At 66.9% G+C, this 23,169-nt stretch carries 24 protein-coding genes; 7 read left to right on the forward strand and 17 right to left on the reverse strand.

Annotation, left to right across the window (positions count from 1 at the left end; genetic code table 11):
• The first annotated feature begins 2 nt into the window (after positions 1-2).
• The gene (locus ABTZ94_RS05555; protein WP_351197780.1) at positions 3-2,678 is read left to right on the forward strand and encodes a KGGVGR-motif variant AAA ATPase; all 2,676 of its coding nucleotides are present in this window, start codon (positions 3-5) and stop codon (positions 2,676-2,678) included.
• Positions 2,679-2,908: 230 nt separating this feature from the next.
• Here ABTZ94_RS05555 and ABTZ94_RS05560 read toward each other — a convergent pair whose 3' ends face one another.
• The gene (locus ABTZ94_RS05560; RefSeq protein WP_351197782.1) at positions 2,909-3,487 is read right to left on the reverse strand and encodes a winged helix-turn-helix domain-containing protein; all 579 of its coding nucleotides are present in this window, start codon (positions 3,485-3,487) and stop codon (positions 2,909-2,911) included.
• A 111-nt stretch (positions 3,488-3,598) separates the two neighbouring features.
• Here ABTZ94_RS05560 and def point away from each other — a divergent pair, with 111 nt between their 5' ends.
• Positions 3,599-4,261: a peptide deformylase gene (gene def / locus ABTZ94_RS05565; RefSeq protein ID WP_351197784.1), complete on the forward strand. Its 663-nt coding sequence runs from the start codon at positions 3,599-3,601 to the stop codon at positions 4,259-4,261.
• Positions 4,262-4,518: 257 nt separating this feature from the next.
• Here def and ABTZ94_RS05570 read toward each other — a convergent pair whose 3' ends face one another.
• A complete protein-coding gene (locus ABTZ94_RS05570; RefSeq protein WP_351197786.1) occupies positions 4,519-5,496 on the reverse strand; it encodes an SGNH/GDSL hydrolase family protein in 978 nt (325 codons plus the stop codon).
• A 397-nt stretch (positions 5,497-5,893) separates the two neighbouring features.
• Complete coding sequence (locus ABTZ94_RS05575; protein ID WP_351197788.1) at positions 5,894-6,475, reverse strand: ATP-binding protein; 582 nt, start codon at positions 6,473-6,475, stop codon at positions 5,894-5,896.
• 321 nt (positions 6,476-6,796) lie between these two features.
• On the opposite strand from ABTZ94_RS05575, the gene ABTZ94_RS05580 reads away from it, so the two are divergent.
• Together ABTZ94_RS05580 and ABTZ94_RS05585 are read left to right on the forward strand one after the other, a co-directional pair.
• Positions 6,797-7,648, forward strand: a complete 852-nt coding sequence (locus tag ABTZ94_RS05580; RefSeq protein WP_351197790.1) for a DUF5753 domain-containing protein — start codon at positions 6,797-6,799, stop codon at positions 7,646-7,648.
• Between the two features lie 11 nt (positions 7,649-7,659).
• Positions 7,660-7,851, forward strand: coding sequence for a hypothetical protein (locus ABTZ94_RS05585; RefSeq protein WP_351197792.1), 192 nt, complete (start codon positions 7,660-7,662; stop codon positions 7,849-7,851).
• A gap of 62 nt (positions 7,852-7,913) precedes the next feature.
• Here the strand turns inward: ABTZ94_RS05585 and ABTZ94_RS05590 are convergent, their stop codons facing one another.
• The 14 genes from ABTZ94_RS05590 to ABTZ94_RS05655 all read right to left on the reverse strand — a co-directional run bounded on the left by ABTZ94_RS05590 (position 7,914) and on the right by ABTZ94_RS05655 (position 19,951).
• Entirely contained in the window at positions 7,914-8,564 is a 651-nt protein-coding gene (locus ABTZ94_RS05590) for an OmpA family protein (RefSeq protein WP_351197794.1), read from the reverse strand.
• Positions 8,565-8,572: 8 nt separating this feature from the next.
• On the reverse strand, positions 8,573-9,190 hold the full coding sequence (locus ABTZ94_RS05595; RefSeq protein WP_351197796.1) for a hypothetical protein: 618 nt from the start codon (positions 9,188-9,190) through the stop codon (positions 8,573-8,575).
• 31 nt (positions 9,191-9,221) lie between these two features.
• Entirely contained in the window at positions 9,222-9,842 is a 621-nt protein-coding gene (locus ABTZ94_RS05600) for a pilus assembly protein TadG-related protein (protein ID WP_351197798.1), read from the reverse strand.
• Complete coding sequence (locus ABTZ94_RS05605) at positions 9,839-10,075, reverse strand: hypothetical protein (protein WP_351197800.1); 237 nt, start codon at positions 10,073-10,075, stop codon at positions 9,839-9,841. The genes ABTZ94_RS05600 and ABTZ94_RS05605 overlap by 4 nt, the downstream gene beginning before the upstream one ends.
• A gap of 245 nt (positions 10,076-10,320) precedes the next feature.
• On the reverse strand, positions 10,321-11,418 hold the full coding sequence (locus tag ABTZ94_RS05610) for a response regulator (protein WP_351197802.1): 1,098 nt from the start codon (positions 11,416-11,418) through the stop codon (positions 10,321-10,323).
• Positions 11,419-11,476: 58 nt separating this feature from the next.
• Complete coding sequence (locus ABTZ94_RS05615; protein WP_351197804.1) at positions 11,477-12,793, reverse strand: sensor histidine kinase; 1,317 nt, start codon at positions 12,791-12,793, stop codon at positions 11,477-11,479.
• Positions 12,794-12,844: 51 nt separating this feature from the next.
• Positions 12,845-13,732, reverse strand: coding sequence for a DUF5936 domain-containing protein (locus ABTZ94_RS05620; RefSeq protein WP_351197876.1), 888 nt, complete (start codon positions 13,730-13,732; stop codon positions 12,845-12,847).
• A 14-nt stretch (positions 13,733-13,746) separates the two neighbouring features.
• Entirely contained in the window at positions 13,747-14,685 is a 939-nt protein-coding gene (locus tag ABTZ94_RS05625; RefSeq protein WP_351197806.1) for a type II secretion system F family protein, read from the reverse strand.
• 10 nt (positions 14,686-14,695) lie between these two features.
• Positions 14,696-16,033, reverse strand: a complete 1,338-nt coding sequence (locus ABTZ94_RS05630) for a TadA family conjugal transfer-associated ATPase (protein WP_351197808.1) — start codon at positions 16,031-16,033, stop codon at positions 14,696-14,698.
• Positions 16,034-16,101: 68 nt separating this feature from the next.
• Positions 16,102-16,509, reverse strand: coding sequence for a TadE/TadG family type IV pilus assembly protein (locus tag ABTZ94_RS05635; RefSeq protein WP_351197810.1), 408 nt, complete (start codon positions 16,507-16,509; stop codon positions 16,102-16,104).
• Between the two features lie 3 nt (positions 16,510-16,512).
• Complete coding sequence (locus tag ABTZ94_RS05640) at positions 16,513-16,986, reverse strand: TadE family protein (protein WP_351197812.1); 474 nt, start codon at positions 16,984-16,986, stop codon at positions 16,513-16,515.
• A 3-nt stretch (positions 16,987-16,989) separates the two neighbouring features.
• Positions 16,990-18,294, reverse strand: a complete 1,305-nt coding sequence (locus tag ABTZ94_RS05645) for a CpaE/TadZ family protein (protein ID WP_351197814.1) — start codon at positions 18,292-18,294, stop codon at positions 16,990-16,992.
• A gap of 7 nt (positions 18,295-18,301) precedes the next feature.
• A complete protein-coding gene (cpaB, locus tag ABTZ94_RS05650) occupies positions 18,302-19,009 on the reverse strand; it encodes a Flp pilus assembly protein CpaB (RefSeq protein WP_351197816.1) in 708 nt (235 codons plus the stop codon).
• A 75-nt stretch (positions 19,010-19,084) separates the two neighbouring features.
• Positions 19,085-19,951: a hypothetical protein gene (locus ABTZ94_RS05655; RefSeq protein WP_351197818.1), complete on the reverse strand. Its 867-nt coding sequence runs from the start codon at positions 19,949-19,951 to the stop codon at positions 19,085-19,087.
• Between the two features lie 644 nt (positions 19,952-20,595).
• Between ABTZ94_RS05655 and ABTZ94_RS05660 the strand changes: the two genes are divergently transcribed.
• The 3 genes from ABTZ94_RS05660 to ABTZ94_RS05670 all read left to right on the forward strand — a co-directional run bounded on the left by ABTZ94_RS05660 (position 20,596) and on the right by ABTZ94_RS05670 (position 23,128).
• On the forward strand, positions 20,596-21,771 hold the full coding sequence (locus ABTZ94_RS05660; protein ID WP_351197820.1) for an RNA-guided endonuclease InsQ/TnpB family protein: 1,176 nt from the start codon (positions 20,596-20,598) through the stop codon (positions 21,769-21,771).
• A gap of 338 nt (positions 21,772-22,109) precedes the next feature.
• On the forward strand, positions 22,110-22,616 hold the full coding sequence (locus tag ABTZ94_RS05665; protein WP_351197822.1) for a SigE family RNA polymerase sigma factor: 507 nt from the start codon (positions 22,110-22,112) through the stop codon (positions 22,614-22,616).
• A gap of 11 nt (positions 22,617-22,627) precedes the next feature.
• Complete coding sequence (locus ABTZ94_RS05670) at positions 22,628-23,128, forward strand: hypothetical protein (protein WP_351197823.1); 501 nt, start codon at positions 22,628-22,630, stop codon at positions 23,126-23,128.
• Positions 23,129-23,169: the final 41 nt, after the last annotated feature.

The raw sequence follows: 23,169 nt of genomic DNA on the forward strand, positions 1-23,169 counted from the left end.
TTATGGCCGGCAAGCTCTTCACCTGGGTGGACATCGATTCTCAACTGGCGGAGGCGGCTGTCGAGGGTCAGTGGCCGCAGTGGCTGCTGGAGGTCGACGCCTGGTGGGACACCCTGGAGCTGACGGTTCGCCCGGGTACTGAGACCGCGGCCGTCCGCGACTGGCTGGACGGCCAGTTCGGCCTCGGATCAGTAGCCGAACATGACGCGGGCCTGGAACTCGCCCTGGATCGCCCCGCAGCTCACGGCCCCCAGTCGCTACCTGTGCGCCTGGTCGAAGCGATTGATTCCGGAGCGGCCCCACGCCGTCCAAAGCTCAGCGAACGTCGTGTCACCTCGGCTCTGGGGGACGCCCTGCCGCGCCCCAAAAAAGCTCAGTTCGCCGGCGACAAACAACTCTTCGCATTCCACTCCTTCAAGGGCGGTGTGGGACGCACGTTGCACGCCGTGGCGCTGGCTGACTTCCTGGCCTCCCAGGGCCAGCATGTTCTCCTCGTGGACGCGGACCTGGAGGCCCCTGGCGTCACCTGGATGTACCAAGCGCAGGGGGGACGCTGCGATATCGCGTACGAGGACGTCCTCGCGCTCCTGCACTCTTCCAAGCAGGGTGACCCCACGCAGGCGGTGGAAATCGCTGCCGCGTATCTTCCCAACCAGCGTGTCTCACGCTATGCGGGGCCAGGGCGCGTGACCGTGCTTCCCGTCAGCCGACGTACTCGGCTCGGCCCGCCCCGAATCGGCCCCACCGACCTTTTGACCGAAGACCGTTCACCGTACTTCCTCAGTGAATCCCTTGCGGCCCTCGCTGTCGCGGCCGAGGCCGACACCGTCGTACTGGACTTGCGAGCCGGAGCGTCTGAACTGGCGGCGCCCATCTTGCTGGACCCCCGCGTGACGCGGATCTTCGTCACCACAGTCAGTAGCCAGTCCCTTCAGGGGACCGAGACCATGATCCGGCAGTTGGGAGCCCAATCTCCGGCGGTAGCACGGACGGATCCGACTCCCGGCGCGATCGTGACGCAGTACCGGCTCGACGTCCATGACCTCCATGCCGAGGAGGCACGAAGGGGGCTGTCCGCAGCGCTGTCGTCCACCATTGCCATGGCGACCACTGATGAGTACACCTCAGAAGACCTTTCGGTGGACAAACAGGTTCTGACCGAGCCGCTACTGAGTCCGTTCCGCGAAGAACTGCTCGCGCTTCCTCAGAGCTGGGACGCAGTTGTGGAAGTCGTCCGACGCTGCGGTCTGCCCAGGTTGCTCAGCGAGTTCGCACCAAGCACTACGCAGTCGGCGCCGTCGTCCGCGGACGAGCCGTCAACCCTGGACGAGCGTCGACGTGCGCTGGAAGGCACAGCAAGTCGTCTCGTCTTCGCTGAGCGACAGGGTATGGACTCCGGTCTCGGTTTCCTCACGACCGAGCCGGTACGTCGCCTGATCGCAGATCACAGCACCGACCTTCCAGTAGCGGTCGTCGTAGGCGCGAAAGGGGCAGGCAAGACATTCACGTTCGCCAGGATGTGCACCGCAGGGACATGGGATGCCTTCGCGCGCGAGAACGGTCAGAGCGTCGAGCGGACAGCAATGGTCATTCCTGTCCTGGACCCGGCCAACATCGCGGAGCCGCAAACCGGTGTGTTTTCACCGCAGAAACTCAGAGACCGCGCGGCAGGTGGGCCAGGCGTCACCGCTGATGAAATCCGCAGCCATCTGAATGCCGGCCTCGGGGACGCACGGGCCCATGACACAGAGTTCTGGAGGCAGCGCTGGCTGGAATGCCTGGCTTGGTCAGCCGGTGCTGCACATGAGGAACCGGCTGAAGAATTCCTCATCCATCGGACCCTGGACACGTCCGGAGCCTGTCTCTTCGTGATCGATGGCTTGGAGGACTGGCTGGAGTCTCTGGATGCGGAACCTCGGCGCATCGCCCTGCGGACATTGCTGATCGAGGTTCCGGCCTGGCTCCGTCGCCTTCGCCATCGCTCGCTCGGCCTCGTGGTATTCGTGCGTCAGGACCTGGTCCGCGCGGCGATCAAGCAGAACCTCGGGCAGTTCCTCGACCGCTACGCCCCCTACGAGCTCCGCTGGGACACCGAAGACGCACTCCGGCTCTCGCTGTGGATTGCGTCAAGTGCCAACGCTGTCAGGACGCCGGAGCCGCCGATCGCGGACATGGCCTTCGAGGAAATCGTCCATGCGCTCCTTCCCCTCTGGGGCGCGAAGCTCGGCACCGAGAATTCACGTGAAGCATGGACAGAGCGGTGGGTCCCTGCGGCTCTCGCGGACTTCAATGAACAGATCCAAGCCCGCGATGTCGTCCGCTTCCTGCGTGAGGCAGCTGCCGCTTCTGCCGGCGACGAGCGCTGGCCGGACCGAGTGTTGACCCCGGCGGCCATGCGTCGCGCCTTGGGTGCGTGCAGCCGTGCGAAGGTGGAGGAGATCAACCAGGAGAATCCTCGCCTCGGGAAACTCTTGCGGCACATGGCAACCTTCTCGGACTCCGTCAAGATGCCCTTTGATGCAGCTGACCTGAACCTGATCCCTGATGATGCCGAAGCCCTGGAGCAGTGGGGCGCACTGGCCAGAGACGCCGACGGGCGCTACCGCATGCCGGAAATCTACCGGCACGCCCTCGGCTTCCGTACACAGGGCAGAGCACGCGTGGTTCGGGGCTTGTGAAGACAGGAAGACCGTTCTTTTCTGGCGGTAGCGACGCCTTCTTGCCGGAGCGCCTCGGTGTCAGGGCTCGGGCAGCCAGTCCGTCGCGGCCTTGACAACCCGCTTGCCGAGTGGCGTGAGTTTCATGGGACGGCCTCGTTTGCGCGGCGGTCTGCGGCGTGGTCGTCATACGCCCATTGTCTCGGCTTCGTGTCATTTCCTCGAGCGAGCGCGAAACAGCCGGCGGCTTCTCAGTCCTGATCCGCGTCGTCCGTTGCGTGGGGAAGCAGGGGAAACAGCCGGGTGATGAGGGCCACCGGTCGAGCGCTGTCGGGCCGCGCCAGGGGGCGTTGTTCGCGGTCTTGGTAGGGCGCGAGCGTCCGTCGGATCGTGTCCGCGACCCGGCTCATCTCTTCAGGTGTCAGATAGGCGACGAAGCTGAAGGCTTCATCGTGACGCCACTCGGCGGGCGCCTGGTCTCGCTGGGCCAGCCATCGCTGCCAGCTCTCGTCCTCCAGCCCCCGGGCCAAGTCACCGAACTGCTCCTCTGCGGACGCGTCAGCAGCGGAGTTGTGCTGCCTCAGGCGCCAGGGGCGTGCACGGCCCCCGTTGTGAGGGGCTTCTTCGATGTATCCGTGGCGCGCGAGCTGCCGTAGGTGAAATGAGCAGAGACCAGAGCTGTAACCCAGCCGGGAGGCGGCTTCGGTAGCCGTGACAGTGCCAACTTCCGCGAGCAGGTTCAGCAGGGCTGTGCGGACATCGTGCTCACGCAATTCGTCGCCGGTGTTACGTGCCTGGTCGCGGGGCGTGTTGAGGTCATCTTCAGTCACTTTGCAAAGTCTGCTACTTTGCAAAGAGCTTGGCAAGCGGTCCTTGCTTGAAGGCATCAGGCCACGGTGACGTCCGCGGCGTCTGTGGCGTGCGCAGAAGGGGAGACAGTGATGTCTGTTCGTCACGAGCGGTCCCGTCCCGTTGACCGGCGAGCCCATGTGCAGGGCCGCCCCGTCGACTCCTATCCGGCTCTGCCACCGGAGACGGAACGGGGTTCGGTGCGCCGGGTCACGGTGGTGGGTGAAGAGATTCTGAGCCGTCCGTGCCAGGAGGTGACCGAGTTCGGCTCTCCCGAGTTGTCGGCCTTGATCGACGACATGTTCCTGACCATGCATGTGGCCGACGGCGCCGGGCTGGCTGCCAACCAGGTCGGCGTCGACCTGCGGCTGTTCGTGTATGACTGCCCGGACGACGATGGTGTCCGGCATGTCGGACACATCATCAACCCGGTTCTGGAGCAGCCCGATCCGGGCAACCGCCGACTCATTGACGACTTCGAGGGCTGCCTGTCCGTGCCTGGTGCCGCCATGGCTGTCCCCCGCACCGATCTTGCAGTCGCTCGCGGGTTCGACAAGGACGGAATTCCGCTCGTCATCGAAGGGGCGGGTTACTTCGCCCGGTGCCTGCAGCACGAGACCGACCATCTCTTCGGTCACACATATCTCGACCGGCTCTCCAAGCGGGATCGCAAGGACGCGCTGCGACAGATGGAATACCACCGTGAGGATGTCTTCGCGCAACGCGCGATCAAGGCCGCGAGCCTGGGCCGGTGAGATGCTTACCAGCCGCCGACGGCGCCTTCCGACGGCATCGTCCGCCGTGGAACTCGGCTTCGCCGGCGACGGGGTGGCAAACGGGCGAGCGTCGAACTGCTGGTACTTCCGGTGCTCGGACGGCTTGATCTACTGGGACTCTTGCAGAAAGCCCCGGCGTTCACGACCAACGGAGTCGTTCACCCCGCAGAGCCGCCTCCGGCATGGCGCCGGAGGCGGCTCGCTACGGGATCGTGGCCGGTGATGCCGTGTGCGGGTCAGCCCACGCCGATGGCTTCCAGCATCGCGGCTGTGACGTGATCGGCGGCGTTGCGGTGGCCCCGGGCGTTGGGGTGGACGAGGGCCGGCTGGTCAGGGACGCGGGTGAAGATGCCTTCCACCCACTTACCGGTGTCGCAGACGCTGTGGTTGCGGGAGGAGTCGTAGAGGTCGACGAAGCGGGCGGAGTCGTGTGCGCCGACCGATTTCTCGATTGTCTTGTTGAGGGGTTCCAGGACGTCGCTGCGCAGCCAGTCCAGGTCGCCCTGGGTGATCGAGCCGAACTGTTCCAGGTCGTTGTAGCGGCACTTGGAGGTGTCCTTGGGGATGACCGTGGGGTAACCGACGGCCAGGATCTTCGCGTGTGGGGCGCGCTCGTGGAGCACGGTGAGCATCTCGTCGTATTCCTGGCTCACCTTGTTCAGCCGGCTGGGGATGTCGCCGGCGAGTTCGTCCCGGCAGGGGGTGCCCACGCCGCCGCTTCCCGCGCCCACTTGGAGGCATTGGAAGAGGACGTCGGCGAAGCCGAGGGTGTTGCCGCCCGCGCCGACGGTGACCACGTCGGTGCCGGGGCCCACCGCCGCGGACTGGGGAGGCACTGCGGGGAAGGGGTAGTCCGGGTCCTCGGAGAAGGGCGGCAGGTGACGGCCGATCGGTTCCTGTGCCCTGAAGGTGACGTTCTCGATCGTGGCGGCGCCACAGCTGACGTTGACCAGGTCGAAGAGCGAGCCGAGATCGCGGTCGATTACCTGCGGGTAGGACTGGTCGGTGCGCTCGCAACCGTCGCGAGGGACTTCGAAGGTGTCGCCCGCGGCGGGGATGACCCCGGCGGTGTAGGAGTCACCCAGGGCGACCCACTGGTGGGCCCCCGCCGCCGCGGCGGGTTGCGCCCCGGCGAGTTGTGCGGGCGCGAGGGCGCCTGCGGCGAGAGCTGTGACCGAGCCCAGCAGGGCCAGACGAGTGCGGAAGCTTGCCACGAATCCTCCAGGGATGCGGTTTTGGCGTCGCTTTGACCCTAAGCAGATGGTCACTTACCGCACTAGATCCGATACGGACAGTCATGAGTTGATTGGCAGACGCGCATTGCGACCAGCCCGGATCCGCGTGGCGACCAGTCACGCCCGTTCTGCAACAGACCTGACTCAGTACCTGCGCTTCACAGAGATGGTTTTGACCGGCTGTTCTATCCCGGCTCGACGCACAGACTCTCAGCGGCTGTCTTGTTTCGATCTGCGACGGTAGCTGCGGAAGACGAGGTGCGTGCGGTCCCTGCCGCTGTCACGCTGCGCGGATGAACCGTGACACTTGACCCCTTGGGTGTCACATTCGTTCCTGCCCCCACCGGGCGACCGTGCGACCGCCCAGCCGTGAATGTCAACGGGGCAACAGGACCCAGGACTTGGTACCCCGCTGCGGCGGGCCGGCCTCGCAGGTACCCCACTCCCCGCCCCAGTCGTCCACCACGGCCGCGAGCAGCCACAGCGCCCGCCGACGGCGCGTCTCGCAGAGCATGGCCATGTCCGGTTCGGGGTGGTGGGGGTGCTGGTCCCAGACGAGGAGGCGGAGCGCGTCGTCCCGGTGGCGCAGGGATACGTACAGCTCCTTTCCCGGGCTCATCCTGGCCGTGACGGCGATGAGTTCGGCCGCAGCGTGCGTGGCCGGCCAGACGTACGGGGCGAGCCCGTGCACCTCCAGAGCGGCGGCGATCGCCGTACGCCCGATGAACGCGCTACGGACATCGCCCGGCAGTGTGAAGCTCAGCGTGAGGCCGCGCACGGAACGGCCCTTGGAGCGCAGATAGGGCTGCGGGAGTTGCTGGTGTGGGGTGCGGGATGCAGCCGAGGGCGGATTCGGATGGGGATGCGGGTGGGGGTGGGGGTGCGGATGCGGATACAGGCCCGCCGTACGCGCCTCGGCGAGAGCCGGGCAGATTGCGGTGAATGGAGATGAGTGCATGACTGACTCCCCTGATACGGGTGGCGAGTTGGCGGTATCCCTCTTTCGCGTGGGCGCGCACAGGTGGCTCACACTGTTGCGCTGCGGACGAGCAGTGGCCTGTCTCCCTGACACGGGCTTGCCCCTCCCAGGGAAGGAGATTGCGGGCAGGACCGCGCGATGCACTTCCGGCTCGTCGCCGCTGTGTGAGCGGTGCGTAACCCAACGTAGCGCAGCGATGGCACCCGTGTCGCCAAATTGGAGGCAATTGCCTCTCATCTGTTGGACTGGCCACCCTGTGCGGCGGCAGACTGTGACCACAGTCCGTGGAAGAGAGGGCACATGCCGAGCAGCTCCACTCCGACAGAGCGCCAGAAGCGACTCGGTGCCGAACTGCGCAAGATGCGCGTCGCAGCCGAGGCAACCACCGCTTACGCGGCCGGCTTGCTGGGCATCGACCGGACGAAGATCTCCAACATGGAGGTCGGCGTCCGCCCGATCGCGCCTGCGCGCGTCCGCACGCTGGCCTGCAACTACGCCTGCGCCGATGCTCTTTACGTCGATGCGCTCGTAGAGATGGCCGAACAGCGCGAACGCGGCTGGTGGGAGCAGTACAGGGGCACGCTCCCGTCAGGCCTGCTGGATATCGCCGAGCTCGAATGGCATGCGGCCCGCATCCGTACAGCACAGACCGTCCACCTTCCCGGCCTGCTACATACCGACGGATACGCCCGCGCAGTATTCGGCGCAGTTCTGCCCCAGCTGTCCCGTCTGGAGATCGAGTTGCGGGTGGCGCACCGGATGGAGAGACAGCAGGTACTCGACCGCGAATCCCCCATCGACTACGTGGGCTACGTCCACGAAGCCGCCCTGCGCATGCAGTTCGGCGGCCGGAACGTCGCACTGGAGCAACTGCTCCATCTGTGCGAGATGTCAGAGCGCGAACACATCGAAGTACGGGTAGTTCCAGTCGGCCGAGGCGCTTTCCCTGGGGCCGGGCACGCGCTCCTCTACGCCCACGGCGCCGTACCCCAGCTCGACACCGTGCAGCTCGATTCAGCTCACGGCCCCGAATTCATGCACGCGGAAGCGCAGCTGACCAAATACCGTGCCCACCTGGACTGGATGGAGGATGCCTCGCTGCCTTCTGCCGAGTCCCGGGACTTCATTCACGCCATCTCCCGCCAATTTTAAGGACGTTCAGCATGCCCGAAATCGACTGGGAAGAGCCCTACTGCGGCGAAGGAAACAACTGCTTCAGGCTCGGCACAGACACAGAAGGCAACGGCTTCATCGCTATCCGGGGCAAGGAGGATCGTTACCTCACCGACAGCCGGGAGGCGCTCCAGCAGATGATCCGCGACATCAAGGCCGGCAAGGCCGACCACCTGCTGTAGCGGCAAGGGCCCGGCACCGCGACGTGTTCGCGGCGCCGGGCCCCTGTGTGGGCGCGGGTGCCTCAGGAAGAGGTGCCGCGCGGGAAGGAGACCTCCACGCGGCGGTTCTTCTTGCGGCCCTCTTCCGTGCCGTTGTTGGCGATCGGGTACTGCTCGCCGTAACCGCGGATATCGAAGCTGACGGTCGAGCCCAGCTCCTTGACCAGCACCGACTGCACAGCGTTGGCGCGCTGCTTGGACAGCACGTCGCCGTGGGCCGACGAGCCGAGATTGTCGGTGAAGCCGAAAACGCGCACCTTGGTGGCGTTCTGCTTCTTGATCTCGGCGGCGATGGCCGCGATACGCGAGTTGGCGGCGGAGCTCAGCTTGGCGCTGTCCTTGCCGAAGAGGACTTCGGCCTGAAGCGCGAACTTGACGTTTGCATTGCTGTCCTCGCGGCGCTCTTCACCGCCCTCGTCCTCGATCACCTGGACGATGTCGAGAACCTTGGCGGGGGCGAGAGTGCCACCTTCGGGCATCTTCAGGTCGGGGTCGTTCGGGTCGATCTTGACGGGCGGCACAGACGTGGCCTCAGTGCCGGGCGGCACGCTGGGGCCGTCGTCGGCGACCACGTTCGACGCCCCCAAGAAGGTTGCACTCGCTGTGAGCAACGCGACTGCGACGACATGGCCCGCAATCCGCCGCGGCCTGCGGCGTGTCAGGGTGTGGGTCATGTCGATCATCACCCAGAAATCTTCAGCGAGGCAGTGGCGAAGGTCGGCAGGGTGAAGTCGACTTCAGTACTGGTGGCGGGAGGAGCTGGGAACTGCATGAAGACGGAGACCGACCCTCCGGCCGAAATCGCTGCCAGCCCGGTTGTGCAGAGGCATCGCCCATCCGTGTCCCGAAGAATGTAGTAACGCTTCTTGCCGACCTTGTCCACAAGTGTCGCGCCTGCTACAGAATTCGGGTTCCTGGCCACGATGGTGCTCTCACTACCCGACCACTGAGAGCCACTGCTAATCGTGTCGCTCTCATTCTTGATCACGCCACTGACAGTAATGAACCCGCCACTATCGCGCTTTACCTCATTGACGACAAGAATCAGCCCATCACGACCATTGACTTGCGCGAGCTTTACATTCGCGTCCACATTGTCGCCGGCAGCTGTGTCCTCCTGCTTTGCGCCCTCGTCCTCTTCCGAGGGCTTAGACGGAGTAGAGGATGGTGACGAATCAGCGCCATTAGTCTTTCCCCCGCCGTCATCAGTGCCGCAACCAACAGCGGCCAGGGCCAGCGCCGCCGCCAGCGAGACGGCAGCCATTACCCTTCGGGACTTGGCGGAGCGCCGAATGCTCATGGGTTCTGATTCCTTTACTCGTCGTTCGCTGTCAATTGTCGACCAGGCGCACGTCGTAGAGACGCTTTTTCACCTCGGACCAGGGCGGGGGGTTGCTCGGCTCGATTTTGACCACCCCAGCGTCCCCGCACGGGAAGATGTACAAGTCCTGGTCACCGTCATCGTTGAAGTCGAATGCCTTCCACCTGATGCAACGGAACTCGACAATGGCAGTGGCCTTGGCCTTGGCGCGCGTCTCCTCCGAACCGGGAAGAACCGACGAGTTGACCGGTTTACGGCCCTTGACATTAACCGTGATCCGGTCTCGATAGAGGCCTGCACGTGTCGGCTGGCAGCCACCGGGGCTGACGATGTCAGCCTGATTCGCTGCGGCAAGTCCCTGAGCCGCAGGACACCCGGTAACCTCGTGGACCTGAAGAAACTGCTGCAGCATGTTCCCAGGGAGCGACGCGAGGAACGGGGCCCCAAAGTCCTCACGAGTCTGTTGAGCGGCAGCCAGTGCGGCAGCGTCCGCCGCGCCCTGGGCTCCATTGCGCAAGGCCGCAGCCTTGCCGACGGCAAAGAATGCGAACACGAGGAAGAGCAGGCCCGCCACCATCATCATGTAGATGGGGAAGGCCTGCCCTGCATCGCGGCGGCTACGTCCGATCACTTGCCCCCCGAGGTGATGGAGGTCACAAGGCCGTCGATCCGCTCCGAGATGTTGCCACCGATGCCCGTAGCCATGATCGCCCCGATGATCGCCACGACCACCAGGATGATGCCCAGGTACTCGAACGCCGTCTGGCCGCGGTCCTTGGCCTCGTAGCGCTTCTGGATCGCGCTGACCGCGGTGTTGGCCCAGCCATTGACGCGCACGGCGGTCTTCAGGGTGATGTTCGGCATGGAATTCCCCTCCGGGTTCGGCCGACCGGTAGTCGGCCGACTCACACGTTTTCTGGGCGTCGCCTGCGGTACCGGCTTCCTCCTGGCCGGTGCCGCTGGCGACGTGAGAAACATACGGTGACGTTCCCTGCTCACTGGAGGGCCCCAGGGCCCATTCCCGGGCCCAAAGCGTGAGTTGGGCCTCCCGCGCCGGTACGTGCGTGGCCCCACGCCCCGCACGTACCACCATGCTCCCGCTGCGACGCTCAGCCACGGTGACCACCGGCCCCGTGCGCTCCTGGTCCCGCCACGGGCGCCGTGCCGAGCCAGCGGGCGATGGCCTCGCTGCGGCTGGCGCTGTGCAGCTTGGTGAAGATGCGGTTGATGTGGTTCTTGACCGTCTTCTCGCTGATGAAGCAGGTGGCGGCGATCTGCTGATTGCTCATGCCGGAAGCGATCAGCTCCATGACCTCCACCTCCCGTGAACTCAGCCCGTACTGCCGTCTGTTGAGGGCCAGGCCCGATCCCCCGGCCATGGAAGACTGTGCCACAACTGGTTGCAGATGCGAAAGACCCTGTGATGGCCGGACCTGTCGCGCCGCAGGTGGAGACGGTTCCGGCTTGGGTGCATGTGCAGGCGCACCGTGTTGCTGTACGGAACTCCGGGCGTGGCCGTCGTAGCCGGCCCCCGAGTACGGAACGCCCGTGGTCAGGGCCGTGCCGAGGCCCTCCGGGAGTGGTCGCCCCTGTGGTCCGGGGTCCTGTCGCATGTGGGCCAGGAGGGCATTGGCCGCGGTGGCGGTGAAGTGGGCCCGGCCGTTCTTGGTGTCACGGACGGCCTGCACCAACTGGTCAGCCGTGAACTCGCCGTGGACCAGATAACCGCCCGCGCCGAGCCGCAGTGCCTCGCGGACGACCTCGCTCTCACGGCTGTAGGTCAGCATCATCACGGGTGCGATCTGGACGAGGTGCGGGAGTGCAGAGATGCCGTCGACGCCCGGCATGCGTACGTCGAGCAGGACGACGTCCGGACGGTGGCGTACGGCCATGTCGTAGGCCTGGCGGCCGTCGGCGGCCTCGGCCACGACTTCGATGTCCTCGCGGCCGGAGAGCAGTACGCCGAGGCCGGCCCTCACGACGGGGTTGTCGTCGGCGACGACGACGCGCAGGGCACTCGGTGCAGGGAAGGGGGACAGGGGCTCGGATGTCGCGGACTGCGGGGGGACGGGGGCTGGAACGGTGACGGGGACCGCGGAGGATCCGGTGTCCGAGGTGAGCGGGGTGACATGCGAGGACGTGTGCTGGGAGGCGTGGTTCCGGGCTGCCCAGTTCTGGCCCGACGCGCGGGAGACGTCGTCCGGCATCTGCGACCTCCTCTCAGGGGGTTTATGGGGGGTGAGGGTGGAGTTGGAGCTGTGCGGTTCAGTCGGGTCGTGGTACGCCGGGAGGGGTGCTGAGAGCGGCTATCGGGAGTTCCAGGCGTACCTCCGTGCCTTTGGCCGCCTGGCCCCTTCCGATACGGATCCGGGCGCCGATGGATGCGGCGCGTTCGACCATGCCGACCAGGCCGAAGTGTCCGGCTTGCCGGAGGTCGTCGAGCGTCGTGCCCGGGGGCAGGCCGCGCCCGTCGTCGTACACGCTGACGCGCAGGACATCGCCCTTCACGCCGACCAGTACGACGAGGTAGGTGGGTTGCGCATGGCGGTGGGCGTTCTCCATCGCTTCGGAGGCGACGGTGAGCAGGTGACGCGCGACGGCCTGGGGGACGTGCGGGATGGGTGCGTCGTCGAGGAGCCGGAAGGTGGCCGTGAGTCCGTGGCGCCGCGTGAAGTCGTCCGCACGGGCCCGAAGTTCCCGTACGACGTCCACACCACCGTCGAGTCCGGACTCCCGGCGCAGGTCGGAGAGGAGTTCGCGGGACTCGGCGGCGGCCCGGCGTGCGGCGCGGGCGACCAGTTCGGCCTGGTGTTTGACGGTGAGCGGGTCCATGCGGTCGGAGGAGCCGGCCAGGCCGTCGGCGGCCAGCGCCAGACCGTGCAGGGTCTTCGCGACCGAGTCGTGCATTTCTCGGGCGAGCCGGGTGCGTTCGCCCTCCACGGCCTCGCTGACGGCGAGGCGGGCCCTGGTCTCGGTGAGGGCCTGGCTGGCCGTCCCGAAGCGGAGAAGCAGATTGCGCAGGGTGACGCCGACGGCGCCGGCGATCATGCAGAAGCCGGGGAGGAGGAGCGCCGTGGCGTCGGCGGGTCTCAGTTTCGCGTCGGTGCTGTACACACCGAGGACGATGACGATCTGAAGCGCGGTGAAGACCGCCGCGCCGCGCCAGCCGTAGACGAGGCCGGCCAGCAACGGGGTGCACACGGTGACGTAGGCGAGGGTGGACTCGGGGCTGGCGGTGATCAGCAGCAGGGCGCCGAAGAAGGCGTCTATGCCGAGCAGCCAGGGGTGGCGCAGGAGGACAGGTCCGAAGCGTTCCCAGTCGCGGAACAGGACGTACGAGCCCATGAAGGTGACAAGAATGGCCGAGCCGATGAGCCCGGAGGCCAGTCCCTTCGCGGTGTGGCCGATCGCGAACGGTGTGGCCATGGCGATCATCGCGAGCCGGAAGCCGAAGACCTGTCGGCACATCGCCTGAAGTGCATTGACCTGGATCGCGAACGCCGGGCGCGCTCCGGGATCGGCGATCGCCTGACGCACCTCAGCATTCAGTCCGGTCTGGATGCCGCCGAGCTGGAACGACATGAGCCTGTCACCTCCTTCCGACCGTCCTGCCCACCGTCCGCCTCGTTCACGTCATCCGCCCGTGAGGAAGCCGAAGTCGATGTTGGCTCCGTAGACGAAGCCGACCGTCAGCAGCACCAGGGTTCCGGGAAGGAGGAAGGTCGTGACCGCGAAGGTCGCCTTGGGGACGGCCCTGGCGGCCTTGCGCCGGGCGTTCTGCGCGTCGGTGCGCCGCATGTCGTTGGCGATCTGGATCAGCGTCTCGACGATCGGCGCACCCAGCTCCTCGCCCTGCTGGAGCGTGGTCACGAACATCGCGACCTGCTCCGAGTCATTGCGTTTGCGCAGCTGATCGAAGGCCTCGCGGCGGCTGACGCCCATGTCCATCTGGCGCAGCGTGATGCGGAGCTCGTCGGCCCAGGGCCCCTCGTACTTCTCGGCGACGCGTCCCAGCGCCTGGCGGAAGCCGAGGCCCGCCGAGACGACGACGGCGAGGACATCGAGGAAGTCGGGGAGCGTCCGGTCGATGTGGTCACGGCGGATGCGGACCGCCGACCAGATGCCGACCTCGACCCAGAAGAGGCCGAAGGCGATCAGCAGCAGCGCGAAGAAGATCTGGCCGCGCATGAGCATCGTGAAGGCGCCGAGCGCGCCGAGTCCGCCGTAGACGGCGCGGCGGGCGGCGTAGCGGTCGATGGTCAGACCGCCCGGGTTGCCCGCCAGGTCGATCTGGCGCCGCTTCTTGTTGACGGCCTTGGGGCCCATCATCCGCAGGACCGCGGGAGCCCAGCGCATGCCGAGACGGTCGATGCCGGAGCCGACCGCGCTGGTGCGGGTGGAGCCGACCTCCAGGGCGATAGCGAGGTCGCCGGGGAGCTTCGCGTCGCGCCGGTACATGCGGATACCGGCGATCGCTCCGTACACCGCCAGGCCCATGACGCCGGCGAGCAGCAGGCCCATGTGCGCCCCGCCCATCAGACGTCGATCCGGGACATGCGGCGGATCACGATGAATCCGATCGCGTACAGAGCGATGGAGATGACCACCGCGACCTGGCCGATGAAAGCGCCGGTCATGCGGTCGAGTGCGCCGGGCATGACCGCGTTCATCAGGAGCATGGCGCCCAGGCCGAAGATCGGGACGGCGTAGGCGGTGACAGTGACTTGGGAGAGCTGGGTCTTGACCTCGCGCCGGGTCTCCTTGCGCTCCTCCAGCGTTTCGGTGAGGTTGCGCAGGGAGCTGACGACCGTACCGCCGGCCCGGTTGGACAGGACGAGGGTGGTCACCAGGACGACGAGTTCGCGGGAGGGCAGCCGGTCGGTCAGCTCACTCATCGCGTCTTCGAGGGATTCGCCGACGGCGAGGCGACGGGAGACCCGGGCCAGTTCCTCGCCGGCCGGGTTCTCCATCTCGTCGGCCGCCATGCCGATGGACGTGCGCAGCGCTAGGCCGGCCTGGGTGGCGTTGGCGAGGATGCGGGCGAGTTCGGGAAGCTGGTTGATGAAGCGTTCGGTGCGTTTGGTCCGCTCCCAGTTCAGGAAGGCGTTGGTGCCCCAGAGGCCGATGAGTGCGGCAACGGGCCCGAAGAAGCTGGCGAGCATCGACGAGGCGATCATCCAGAGGCCGGCCATGGCGGCGAGCGCGTAGACGAAGAACTCGCCCGGTGTGATGTCGAGGCCGGTGGCGGCGAGCTTCAGTTCGAGCTTCCGGCCCAGGCCGGTCTTGCGCAGCCTGCTGTCGAGTCCCCGGAAGCGGCGGCGGCGACCGGTTTCCGGGATGTGGCCGGTGTGCGAAAGGCGGTCCACCAGGGCGTCCCGGTCGGCCTTCCCGCCGGAGTAGGCGTGCAGGCCGGTGACACCCGTGACGCCGGCGAGCAGCGTCACGCCGATCGTGAGTAGAGGGAGATTTGTCATGGCACGGTACCTAGTTGGCCTCTCGGGTGGCGAGCTGTTCGGCGGAATCGGCGACCCCGAAGGCCTGCGGGACGGGCTGGCTGGCCATGTAGAGGCGATCGGCGATCTTGCGCGGGATCGGGAGGTACCGGAACTCGCCGTTGATCCGCCCCTCGGCGTCCATCGGCCGGGCATCGAACCGGGCGACGGTCACGATGCGGTACGGGTCGCGGCCGTGCGAGTCGAGTACGGCGATTTCGGTGACCTTGCGGGAACCGTCGGCGTGCCGGGTGAGCTGGACGATGACGTCGACGGCGCTGTTGATCTGGTCGTGCAGTGCCTCGAACGGGATCTTGATCTCGGACATCGAGGCCAGGGTCTGCAGACGCATGAGCGCGTCCTCGGCGTTGTTGGCGTGGACGGTGGCCAGCGAGCCGTCGTGACCGGTCGACATCGCCTGGAGCATGTCGAGCGATTCGCCGCCACGGACCTCACCGACGACGATGCGGTCGGGGCGCATACGCAGCGAGTTGCGGACCAGGTCACGAATGGTGATCTGGCCCTTCCCCTCGACGTTCGCCGGCCGGGACTCCAGCCGGATGACATGGCTCTGCTGGAGCTGGAGTTCGGCGGAGTCCTCGATGGTGACGATGCGCTCGCTGTTCGGGATGAGACCGGACAGCGCGTTGAGGAGCGTCGTCTTCCCGGTACCAGTGGCTCCGGAGACGATGACGTTGAGCTTGGCCTGGACGAGCCCGGAGAGCAGGATCAGCATCTGCTCGTCGAGCGAGCCGACGTTGATCATCTCCTGGAGCGTGAAGGCCCTGGGGAACCGTCGGATGGTGAGCGTGGCACCGGTCAGCGACAGCGGTGGGATGATCACGTTGACACGCTCACCACTGGGTAGACGCGCGTCAACCATGGGGTTCGACTCGTCGACGCGGCGGTTGACGGTCGACACGATGCGCTCGATGGTCTGCATCAGCTGCTCGTGCGAACTGAAGCGCATCGGGAGCTGTTCGACCTTGCCGCTGCGCTCGACGAAGATCTGGTCCGGTCCGTTCACCATGATTTCGGTGATGGACGCGTCTTCGAGGAGCGGTTCCAGGATGCCGAGACCGAGGGCCTCGTCGACGACCCGGCGGATCAGCTGAGTGCGTTCGACGGTCGAGAGGACCGGGCCTTCGCGGCTGATGATGTGGCTGAGTACGCGCTCCAGCCGGGCCCGCCGGTCTGCGGCGGCGAGCGAGGACATCTCCGCCAGGTCGATCTCTTCGAGCAGCTTGGCGCGGTAGGTGGCCACCATGTGGCTGTCCTCCCGCGCCCCGCCGTTCTTCTCGGGGGCGGTCATGCGTGCCCGCAGACTCATTCCGTAACTCCTCGTTGCCACTCGCCTGTTGATCCGCCGGCGAGACAGCGGTGTGGTGCGCCGCAGGGTCAGGTGCGCGGCATCGTGGAACTGCGTTCGGCCGGACCCCAGATATGGACGCCCGGGATGATGTCGGGCACGTCGACACTGACGGTGCAGGTGACCTCGTCGAAGGAGGAGGAAGAGGAGGGCAAGATCTCGGCCCGGTCGGCGGTCCAGCCGCTCATCGCGTCCTTGACATCCTGCTCGTCGCAGCCGCCCGTCGACATGCTGGCCGTACGGGCTCCCGCCCGGGCCCCGGTCCCCGCTTGGTTGGCGGCGTACGCGGCGAGGCCGGCCTGGATCGCGAGGAGGCCGACCAGGAGCAGCAGGGGGAGGAAGCCCAGATACTCGATGGCGACCTGGCCGCGATCTCGGCGGGGGGTGGCGGTGGTGGCAGCGGCCGTCCGGCCGGGTGTGTGCGTGCGCTTGCTCATCGCTCAGCCCTCCAGCGGGAACGCGGCGTTGCCTTCGACTGGAAACGGCCAGTTGAGTACACCGGGCACCAGGACCGGCACTTGCAGCTTGACCTTGGCCTTGTACATGCCGCCCGAGGTCCGGCACGTCGTCTGCTTCATCGACTTGCGCCAGGCCCTCGGCAGGTGCTCCTTGGCCGCGTGCCGGCATTCCTGCACCCGCAGGCCCTCCGTGATGGCCCCCTGATGCGCCGCCTTGTCCGCCGCGTTCCCCGCCAGGCTGAACGTGTAGCCGATCAGCGCGCACTGCCAGAGCGCGACCGCCAGCAGGATGATCAGCGGTGTGACGCCCAGGAACTCGATCGCACTCTGGCCGCGGTCACGCTTGCGGCCGAGCAGGCGGCCGTGCCACCGGCCCCGCCTCAGTCCCCGGGCCGGGGATGGCTCACCGCAACGCCTTCCCCGTATCTCCATGTCTGCCGTCTCGGTAAGTGCCATTGGTCAACTTGCCCCCTTGGTCGTCGACCGGTTCCGGGCGTCGCCGTCGCGTCTGCCGATGCGTGGACGCCCGATCGAGCCCCGGTCGTTCTTGAACATTCCGCCGCTCCTGGCGCCGTTCTTCTCGGCCTTCTCAGGAACCTTCACGATGCCCAGCTCGCCCGCAAGGGCCCAGAGGGCCTGTTTCACGGTGCTCTTGGAGTCGAGTTCGTGCAGCCGGCCCGCGTCGACGACGTTCTGGAGTTCTTTGAAGTTCGCGGGAACGGCGGTGTTGGCCGTCCGGGTCCCGGTGATCTTCTCGATCAGCTGCGGCTGGATCTCGGTGTTGCGGATGAACCGGTTGACCACGGTGACCGTCTCCTCCGCCTTGCGGATCTGGAGCCGTTCCCACATCCGTACGAGGCGCTTGGCCCCGCGCACCGCGATCACGTCGGGCGTGGTGACCAGCAGCGCCGTGTCGGCCATCTCGATGGCCGCGGCGCTGGCACCCTGCAGCTGGCTGCCGCAGTCGATCACCACGACCTCGTAGCGTGAGCGCAGGGCGCTGACGACCTGCCGGGCCGAGCGGTCGCTGACCTCCTCGGCGCTCTCGCCCTCGCCGGGTGCCAGGAGCAGTGCGAGGCCGGAGTCATGGCTGAACACGGCGTCGGACAGGACGCGCGGCGAGATGTCGGTGATGGCCGACAGGTCGACGATGGAACGCCGGAACTGCACATCGAGGTACGAGCCGATGTCGCCGGCCTGGAGGTCCATGTCGACCAGTGCGACGGAGCGCCCGGATGTCTGGGCCGCCAGGGCGATTTGTACGGCGGTGACGGTGGCTCCGACTCCGCCCTTGGCGCCGCTGACCGTGATGACGGTACCGCCGGGGCCGGTGAAGACCTCGGCTGCGGTGCTCAGGTGGCGGCGGACGCCGACGGACCACTGGGCGGCGGACTGAACCCGGTTGACCAGTTCCTCGTAACTGAGGGGGAGGGTGACGACGCCTCGCGCACCCGACTCCATGGCGGACGCGAAGAGGCCGGGGGTGACGTCGGCGGTGATCAGCACGACCCCGATGGCGGGGAAGCGCAGGGAGACCTCCCGGATCAGTTCCAGTGCCGGTACCGGACCGATCCGCTCGTGGACCAGCACCACCTCGGGCAGCTCCTCGAGCGATTCGCCCGCGAGCCGGGCGAGGGTGTCGATGAGCTGGGTCGAGTCACTGGCCGGAGTGGCCGGTTCCGCGTCGGGGAGCTGGCTGAGCAGGGTGGTGACGGATCTGGCCGCGTCGACGTCACCGACGGCCGGGAGGATCCTGGTGGTCATTCGATCCTCACTTGTCCTTGTCGATCGTGTAGGTGCGGTCGCCCGGGCGGATGGTGCTGTCACTGCCGGAGGCGAGGAGCGCGAGGCGTACGTGCTCCGCGAAGGATTCGGCGTAGGCGATGCGCTGGGTGTCGAGCGTGTTGAGTGCGAAGGTGATCGGGACGGCCTCGGTGCCCATGCCGGACTTGCCGTCGCGGCTCGGCTCCAGGGCGGTCAGCTTGCCGACGTCCAGCACCTTGGCGTTCGAGACGATGACCTTCGACTGGGAGGGGTCGCCATCTCGCTCACCGGCGAAGGTGGCGTAGATGTTGACCGTGGCGCCGGGGGTGATCTTGCCTGCGACACCGGTCGCGGCGTCGATCATGATGGCGATCTCCTGCTCCCCGGGCTGCAGTTCGGGGCGCTTCTGCATCATGTCGGACTGAAGCAGCGAGCCCCTGCGCAGCTGGGTGACGGCGATCTTGCCGTTCACCTCGGAGAGGTCGGTGACCGCGTTGGTGGAGAGCCAGCGCTTCGGCATCGAGATCTTCTCGAACTGCCCGGACGACAGAGCGGTATAGGGAGCGACGTCGGACTTCAACTGGTAGGCCGAGACCTCGGGGCCGACCTTGGTGTTGACATCACTGATCACCGAGAGCACGCCGGCGAAGGCGCCGAAGGCGCACAGAACCGACAAAAGCAGGAGTATCACGCCGCGGCGCTGGCGGGAGTTCATGGGCCGGACAACCTCGTTCGAATCGGATGCGTGGGGCAGCGGACAGAAGGGCGTCTACGGAGGAAAGCGGAAGCGCTAGGACTGCGGTGGTGCGGGCGCTTGCCGGCTGAGGACACCGGCGGAGTGCATGCGGTTCTGGGCTGCGGGTAGCGGGGAGGAGCAGAACCCGCAGCGGTCACCGATGAGATCCATTCCGCACCAGCGGCAGCTCTCCCGACGTACGGAGGAAACCAGTTGGTACAGGACGGAGATGTCTGGAAGATAGGCAGCGAATTCGACCAGCTTTCCGGTTCCCCACCATGCCGGGGAATCGGAAGGAAGCGCGGTCTCGTGAATGGACTGGACCTGCCAGGCGGGTGCGAGGGTCTGCTTCACCCACTCGGACTGCGACTGCCCTTTGGCGGTCATCAGATGGGTGGCGAATTCCGGGCCGGTCGGTGGGTCCGCCTTCGGGCCGACCTTGACGAGCTGCGGGTTGGTCCCCGCGACCACGGCGAACTGGGAGCCCGGCACCCATGACTTGGCGTGCGTCCTGAGGTCGACGGGGACCCGGTCGAACTTGGTGACGGAGTTCAGCAGGGCGCCCGCGTGGATGTAGTGGGACAGCAGCCGGGCGGCGGAGGCGACCACTCCCGGGCTGAAGTCACAGATGGACAGCTGGCGGAGCTGCCTCACCAGCACGGCAATGCCCAAGGGGGGGAGGTCCACCTTGAGCAGGGCGATGCGGTCGCTCTCCAGAACGGACCGTACGGAGTAGAGCCGGCGTTCGTGGGCGGGCGCGATGCCGGTCGAGTAGACGACGACGACGTAGCCGTGCTGTTCGAGCAGCACATGCATGTCACCGATGGCCATCTCCAGCGCCTGCGCGTCGGGCGCCTGCAGCAGGGCAGCTGTCGGTGTCTGCTGGTCGGTCGGAGGTAGTACCAAATCAGCACTGGTCACTGCTATTGCGGTCGGCACGCTGTTCCCCGTTTCGGCTCCGGCCGGACGACGGTCATGACGTCGGCCGCAATCGCTCCTGCTCCGCGGTTCTGCAGCACTTTATCCACGACTTACCTGGCAGAGAACACTTTTGGGAGGCCAGTACGACAACCTGTGCGAGCCACCTGCACAACGCCCCCATACCAAATCGGATCAAACCGAAAATCGTTAACTCCCGCACGACAGCGGAGCGTTACGAATCCACCTTCCGATTACCTGCGACCGGACATCCATCTCCGCACGTCAGGCCGGATGCGGAACCTGCCGCACAGGACCGTGGCGGGGAGGCGGTTCGCCACTGTCCGAGCATCTTGACCGCATCACCCGCACGGGGCACCCGGGCTCAACAAAACGTCAATCCGTTATGGGTCCACGGCTGTTGCGGAACCTCTGAACGGCCGTTCACTTGGTCTGGACCCGCCTACCGGCCGGCGTGGTTGCTCGGCTGGTGTGCATCTTCTCCGGTGTGCGTCCGGTGCGTTTCGGGGGAGCGGATTGTGGGGGTTGTGGTCGCGATGGTGCGGTTTGGATCACGGGGGCGGCAATGTCTGCCAGTTCTGATCTTGTCGCACGGGTCGTCGAGTGGCGGTCGTACGGTCGTGTGTGTGCAGCTTCGTTACGCGTTTCGAATCGAGCCGGGCCCAGGCCAGCGTCTTGCGTTGGGCCGGGCGTTCGGTTGTGCGCGGGTGGTGTTCAACGACTGCCTGTGGGCCAGGAAGCAGGCCCATGAGCAGGGTTTGCCGTTTCCGTCGTCGGCGGAGCTGTCGAAGCGGTACATCACCGAGGCGAAGAAGACCCCCGAGCGGTCCTGGCTCGGGGAGGTGTCGTCGGTGGTGCTGCAGCAGTCGTTGCGGGATCTGGATGCGGCGTACCGGGGTTTCTTCGCGAGCGTCAAGGGCACCCGGAAGGGTCCGAAGGTCAGCGAGCCGCGGTTCAAGTCGAAGCGGGACGGCCGCCAGTGCGTGCGGTTCACCGCGAATGCCAAGTGGTCGATCGCGGCGGACGGGAAGCTGAACCTGCCGAAGATCGGCCCGGTGCGGGTGCGCTGGTCCCGGACCCTGCCGTCGGTCCCGTCCACGGTGACGGTGATCAAGGATGCGGCCGGCCGGTACTGGGCCAGTTTCGTTGTGGAGACAGACCCGGCGGACGAGGCTCTGCCGTCGCTCGACCGTGACCAGGGCATCGACCTGGGGCTGACCCACTTTGCTGTGATGGCGGATGGCTCCCGCGTGCGGTCGCCCCGGTTTTTGCGCCGGGCGGAGAAGAAAATCAAACGCGAGCAGCGGAGCCTGTCGCGGAAGACGAAGGGGTCGAAGAACCGGGACAAGCAGCGGGCCAGGGTCGCTCGCGCTCATGCGAAGGTGGCGGACGCGCGCCGGGACTTTCACCACAAGCTGTCCACGAAACTGATCCGTGAGAACCAAACGGTCAGTGTGGAGAGCCTGAGCGTGAAGGCTCTGGCCCGCACAAAGCTGGCGAAATCCGTGCACGACGCGGGCTGGTCGGCGTTCGTGACCATGCTGGAGTACAAGGCCGCGCGGTACGGGCGCACCCTGACCAAGGTGGACCGGGCCTTTCCGTCCTCCCAGATCTGTTCCGCCTGCGGACACCGCGACGGACCGAAACCCCTTCACGTTCGAAGCTGGACGTGCTTCGCGTGTGGTGCCCAGCATGACCGGGACCACAACGCAGGCCAGAACATCAGAACCGAGGGACGGCGCATCCGCGCTGCCCACCAAGTGGTACCACCCACCCCCGGGCCGGGGGCCTCACACCGGTAACGGCGCGAGTAAACGCCTGCGGAGCACAGGTAAGACCAGGGCACCAGTGACCAGCAGCGCCGCCGCTCCCCCGGCGGCGCTGCTGCATGCGGCCGTCACCATTGGTCTTCGACGGCGGTGCCCTTCCCGTCGGGCGGGTGGCCGTCGGGCGGGGCCGTCGAACCGCTTCCTCGTCGTCGGCGTCGCTGAGGGGACGGGACGGGAAAGGACGGAAAAGCCTCTCGCGCTTGTCGCTGACATGCCATGTGACCCAGATCACGGGCCGCCGGTGCATCGTGGGTCGCACGCCAGTGCCTTTTACAGGGTGTAGGCAACCGGCGAGAACAGGGACAGTGCGGATGGAGCAGAGTCGAGCCCGTGCGTTCGACGAGTTCGTGGCTGCCCGCTGGTCGGCGCTGGTCCACCTGGCCCGTCTGCTCGTCGGAGGCGATCGGCATCGGGCCGAGGACTTGTTGCAGGAGTCCTTGGTCAAGCTCTGGTTCGCCTGGCCCAAGGTCGCGGATGACGCACCGGAGCCGTACGTCCGCAAGGTGATGATGCGTGCGGCGGCACGCTCGGGACAGCGGCGTTGGTGGGGTGAACGCCCCGTCGAACAGCTGCCCGAGGCGGCGGTGGTCGGCGATGTGTCCGCGGACGTGGCGGAGCGTTCTCGGCTGGAGGCCGCGCTGGCCCAGTTGTCGCCGAAGCAGAGGGTGGCGGTGGTGCTGCGCTACTACCAGGACCTGCCCGAGGGGCAGGTGGCGGAGGCGCTCGGGTGCCCGGTGGGCACGGCTCGGTCCCACGCCGCACGCGGAGTGGCGCGACTGAGGCAGCTCCTGGGCAATGTGAACGAGCCGGTGCGGTGAAGGAGAACCCCATGGATCACTTCGAGCGGCAGCTGGCGCAGATGATGCGCGACACCGAGGCGCCCGCACCGTTCGAGCCGAAGCACCGGGAACGCCTCTGGGCAGGGGTGCGTGTCCGCCGTCGGAGACGGGCCGCGCAGAGGGCAGCCGGCTCCGCCCTGGCCGTCGTCGGCCTCAGTGTCGGGCTGTTCCTGCTGCCCGGCCATGCGACCCGGGTCGAGCCCAGCCACCCCGGCCCACAGCCCACGACGAGCCCGTCGCCGTCCGCCTCGCCCGCGACACCCGACGCGCCCCCGAGTTCCTCCTCGGCCACCTCTACTACCCCCGCGCCCCCGGACGGGACCGCCGCGATCATGCCGCCGGGCACGACCGGGAGTCCGGCCACGGCCACCGAGGCTTCACCGGGGAGCACGGAGCGCGAGTCGCCGCCCTCGACCTCGGCCCCGCCTTCGGGTACGGCGACCGCGCGGAACCAGCCGTCGACCACCTCGTCCTCGCTCGCCACCCCGTAACGCCGTAGCACACCGTCGCCCCGAGCGTCTTCGGCCTGCCC

It is taken from the genome of Streptomyces sp. NPDC002785 (assembly GCF_040295565.1).
Lineage (GTDB): Bacteria > Actinomycetota > Actinomycetes > Streptomycetales > Streptomycetaceae > Streptomyces.

Coding starts and splice junctions, on each gene's coding strand:
- def (WP_351197784.1), top strand. CDS start 3,599: ATGTCTGTTCGTCACGAGCGGTCCCGTCCCGTTGACCGGCGAGCCCAT.
- ABTZ94_RS05630 (WP_351197808.1), bottom strand. CDS start 16,033: ATGAGTCTGCGGGCACGCATGACCGCCCCCGAGAAGAACGGCGGGGCG.
- ABTZ94_RS05575 (WP_351197788.1), bottom strand. CDS start 6,475: ATGCACTCATCTCCATTCACCGCAATCTGCCCGGCTCTCGCCGAGGCG.
- ABTZ94_RS05605 (WP_351197800.1), bottom strand. CDS start 10,075: ATGCCGAACATCACCCTGAAGACCGCCGTGCGCGTCAATGGCTGGGCC.
- ABTZ94_RS05620 (WP_351197876.1), bottom strand. CDS start 13,732: ATGGGCCTGCTGCTCGCCGGCGTCATGGGCCTGGCGGTGTACGGAGCG.
- ABTZ94_RS05625 (WP_351197806.1), bottom strand. CDS start 14,685: ATGACAAATCTCCCTCTACTCACGATCGGCGTGACGCTGCTCGCCGGC.
- cpaB (WP_351197816.1), bottom strand. CDS start 19,009: ATGAACTCCCGCCAGCGCCGCGGCGTGATACTCCTGCTTTTGTCGGTT.
- ABTZ94_RS05640 (WP_351197812.1), bottom strand. CDS start 16,986: ATGGCACTTACCGAGACGGCAGACATGGAGATACGGGGAAGGCGTTGC.
- ABTZ94_RS05665 (WP_351197822.1), top strand. CDS start 22,110: ATGGAGCAGAGTCGAGCCCGTGCGTTCGACGAGTTCGTGGCTGCCCGC.
- ABTZ94_RS05670 (WP_351197823.1), top strand. CDS start 22,628: ATGGATCACTTCGAGCGGCAGCTGGCGCAGATGATGCGCGACACCGAG.
- ABTZ94_RS05590 (WP_351197794.1), bottom strand. CDS start 8,564: ATGACCCACACCCTGACACGCCGCAGGCCGCGGCGGATTGCGGGCCAT.
- ABTZ94_RS05580 (WP_351197790.1), top strand. CDS start 6,797: ATGCCGAGCAGCTCCACTCCGACAGAGCGCCAGAAGCGACTCGGTGCC.
- ABTZ94_RS05615 (WP_351197804.1), bottom strand. CDS start 12,793: ATGTCGTTCCAGCTCGGCGGCATCCAGACCGGACTGAATGCTGAGGTG.
- ABTZ94_RS05645 (WP_351197814.1), bottom strand. CDS start 18,294: ATGACCACCAGGATCCTCCCGGCCGTCGGTGACGTCGACGCGGCCAGA.
- ABTZ94_RS05610 (WP_351197802.1), bottom strand. CDS start 11,418: ATGCCGGACGACGTCTCCCGCGCGTCGGGCCAGAACTGGGCAGCCCGG.
- ABTZ94_RS05555 (WP_351197780.1), top strand. CDS start 3: ATGGCCGGCAAGCTCTTCACCTGGGTGGACATCGATTCTCAACTGGCG.
- ABTZ94_RS05635 (WP_351197810.1), bottom strand. CDS start 16,509: ATGAGCAAGCGCACGCACACACCCGGCCGGACGGCCGCTGCCACCACC.
- ABTZ94_RS05595 (WP_351197796.1), bottom strand. CDS start 9,190: ATGAGCATTCGGCGCTCCGCCAAGTCCCGAAGGGTAATGGCTGCCGTC.
- ABTZ94_RS05585 (WP_351197792.1), top strand. CDS start 7,660: ATGCCCGAAATCGACTGGGAAGAGCCCTACTGCGGCGAAGGAAACAAC.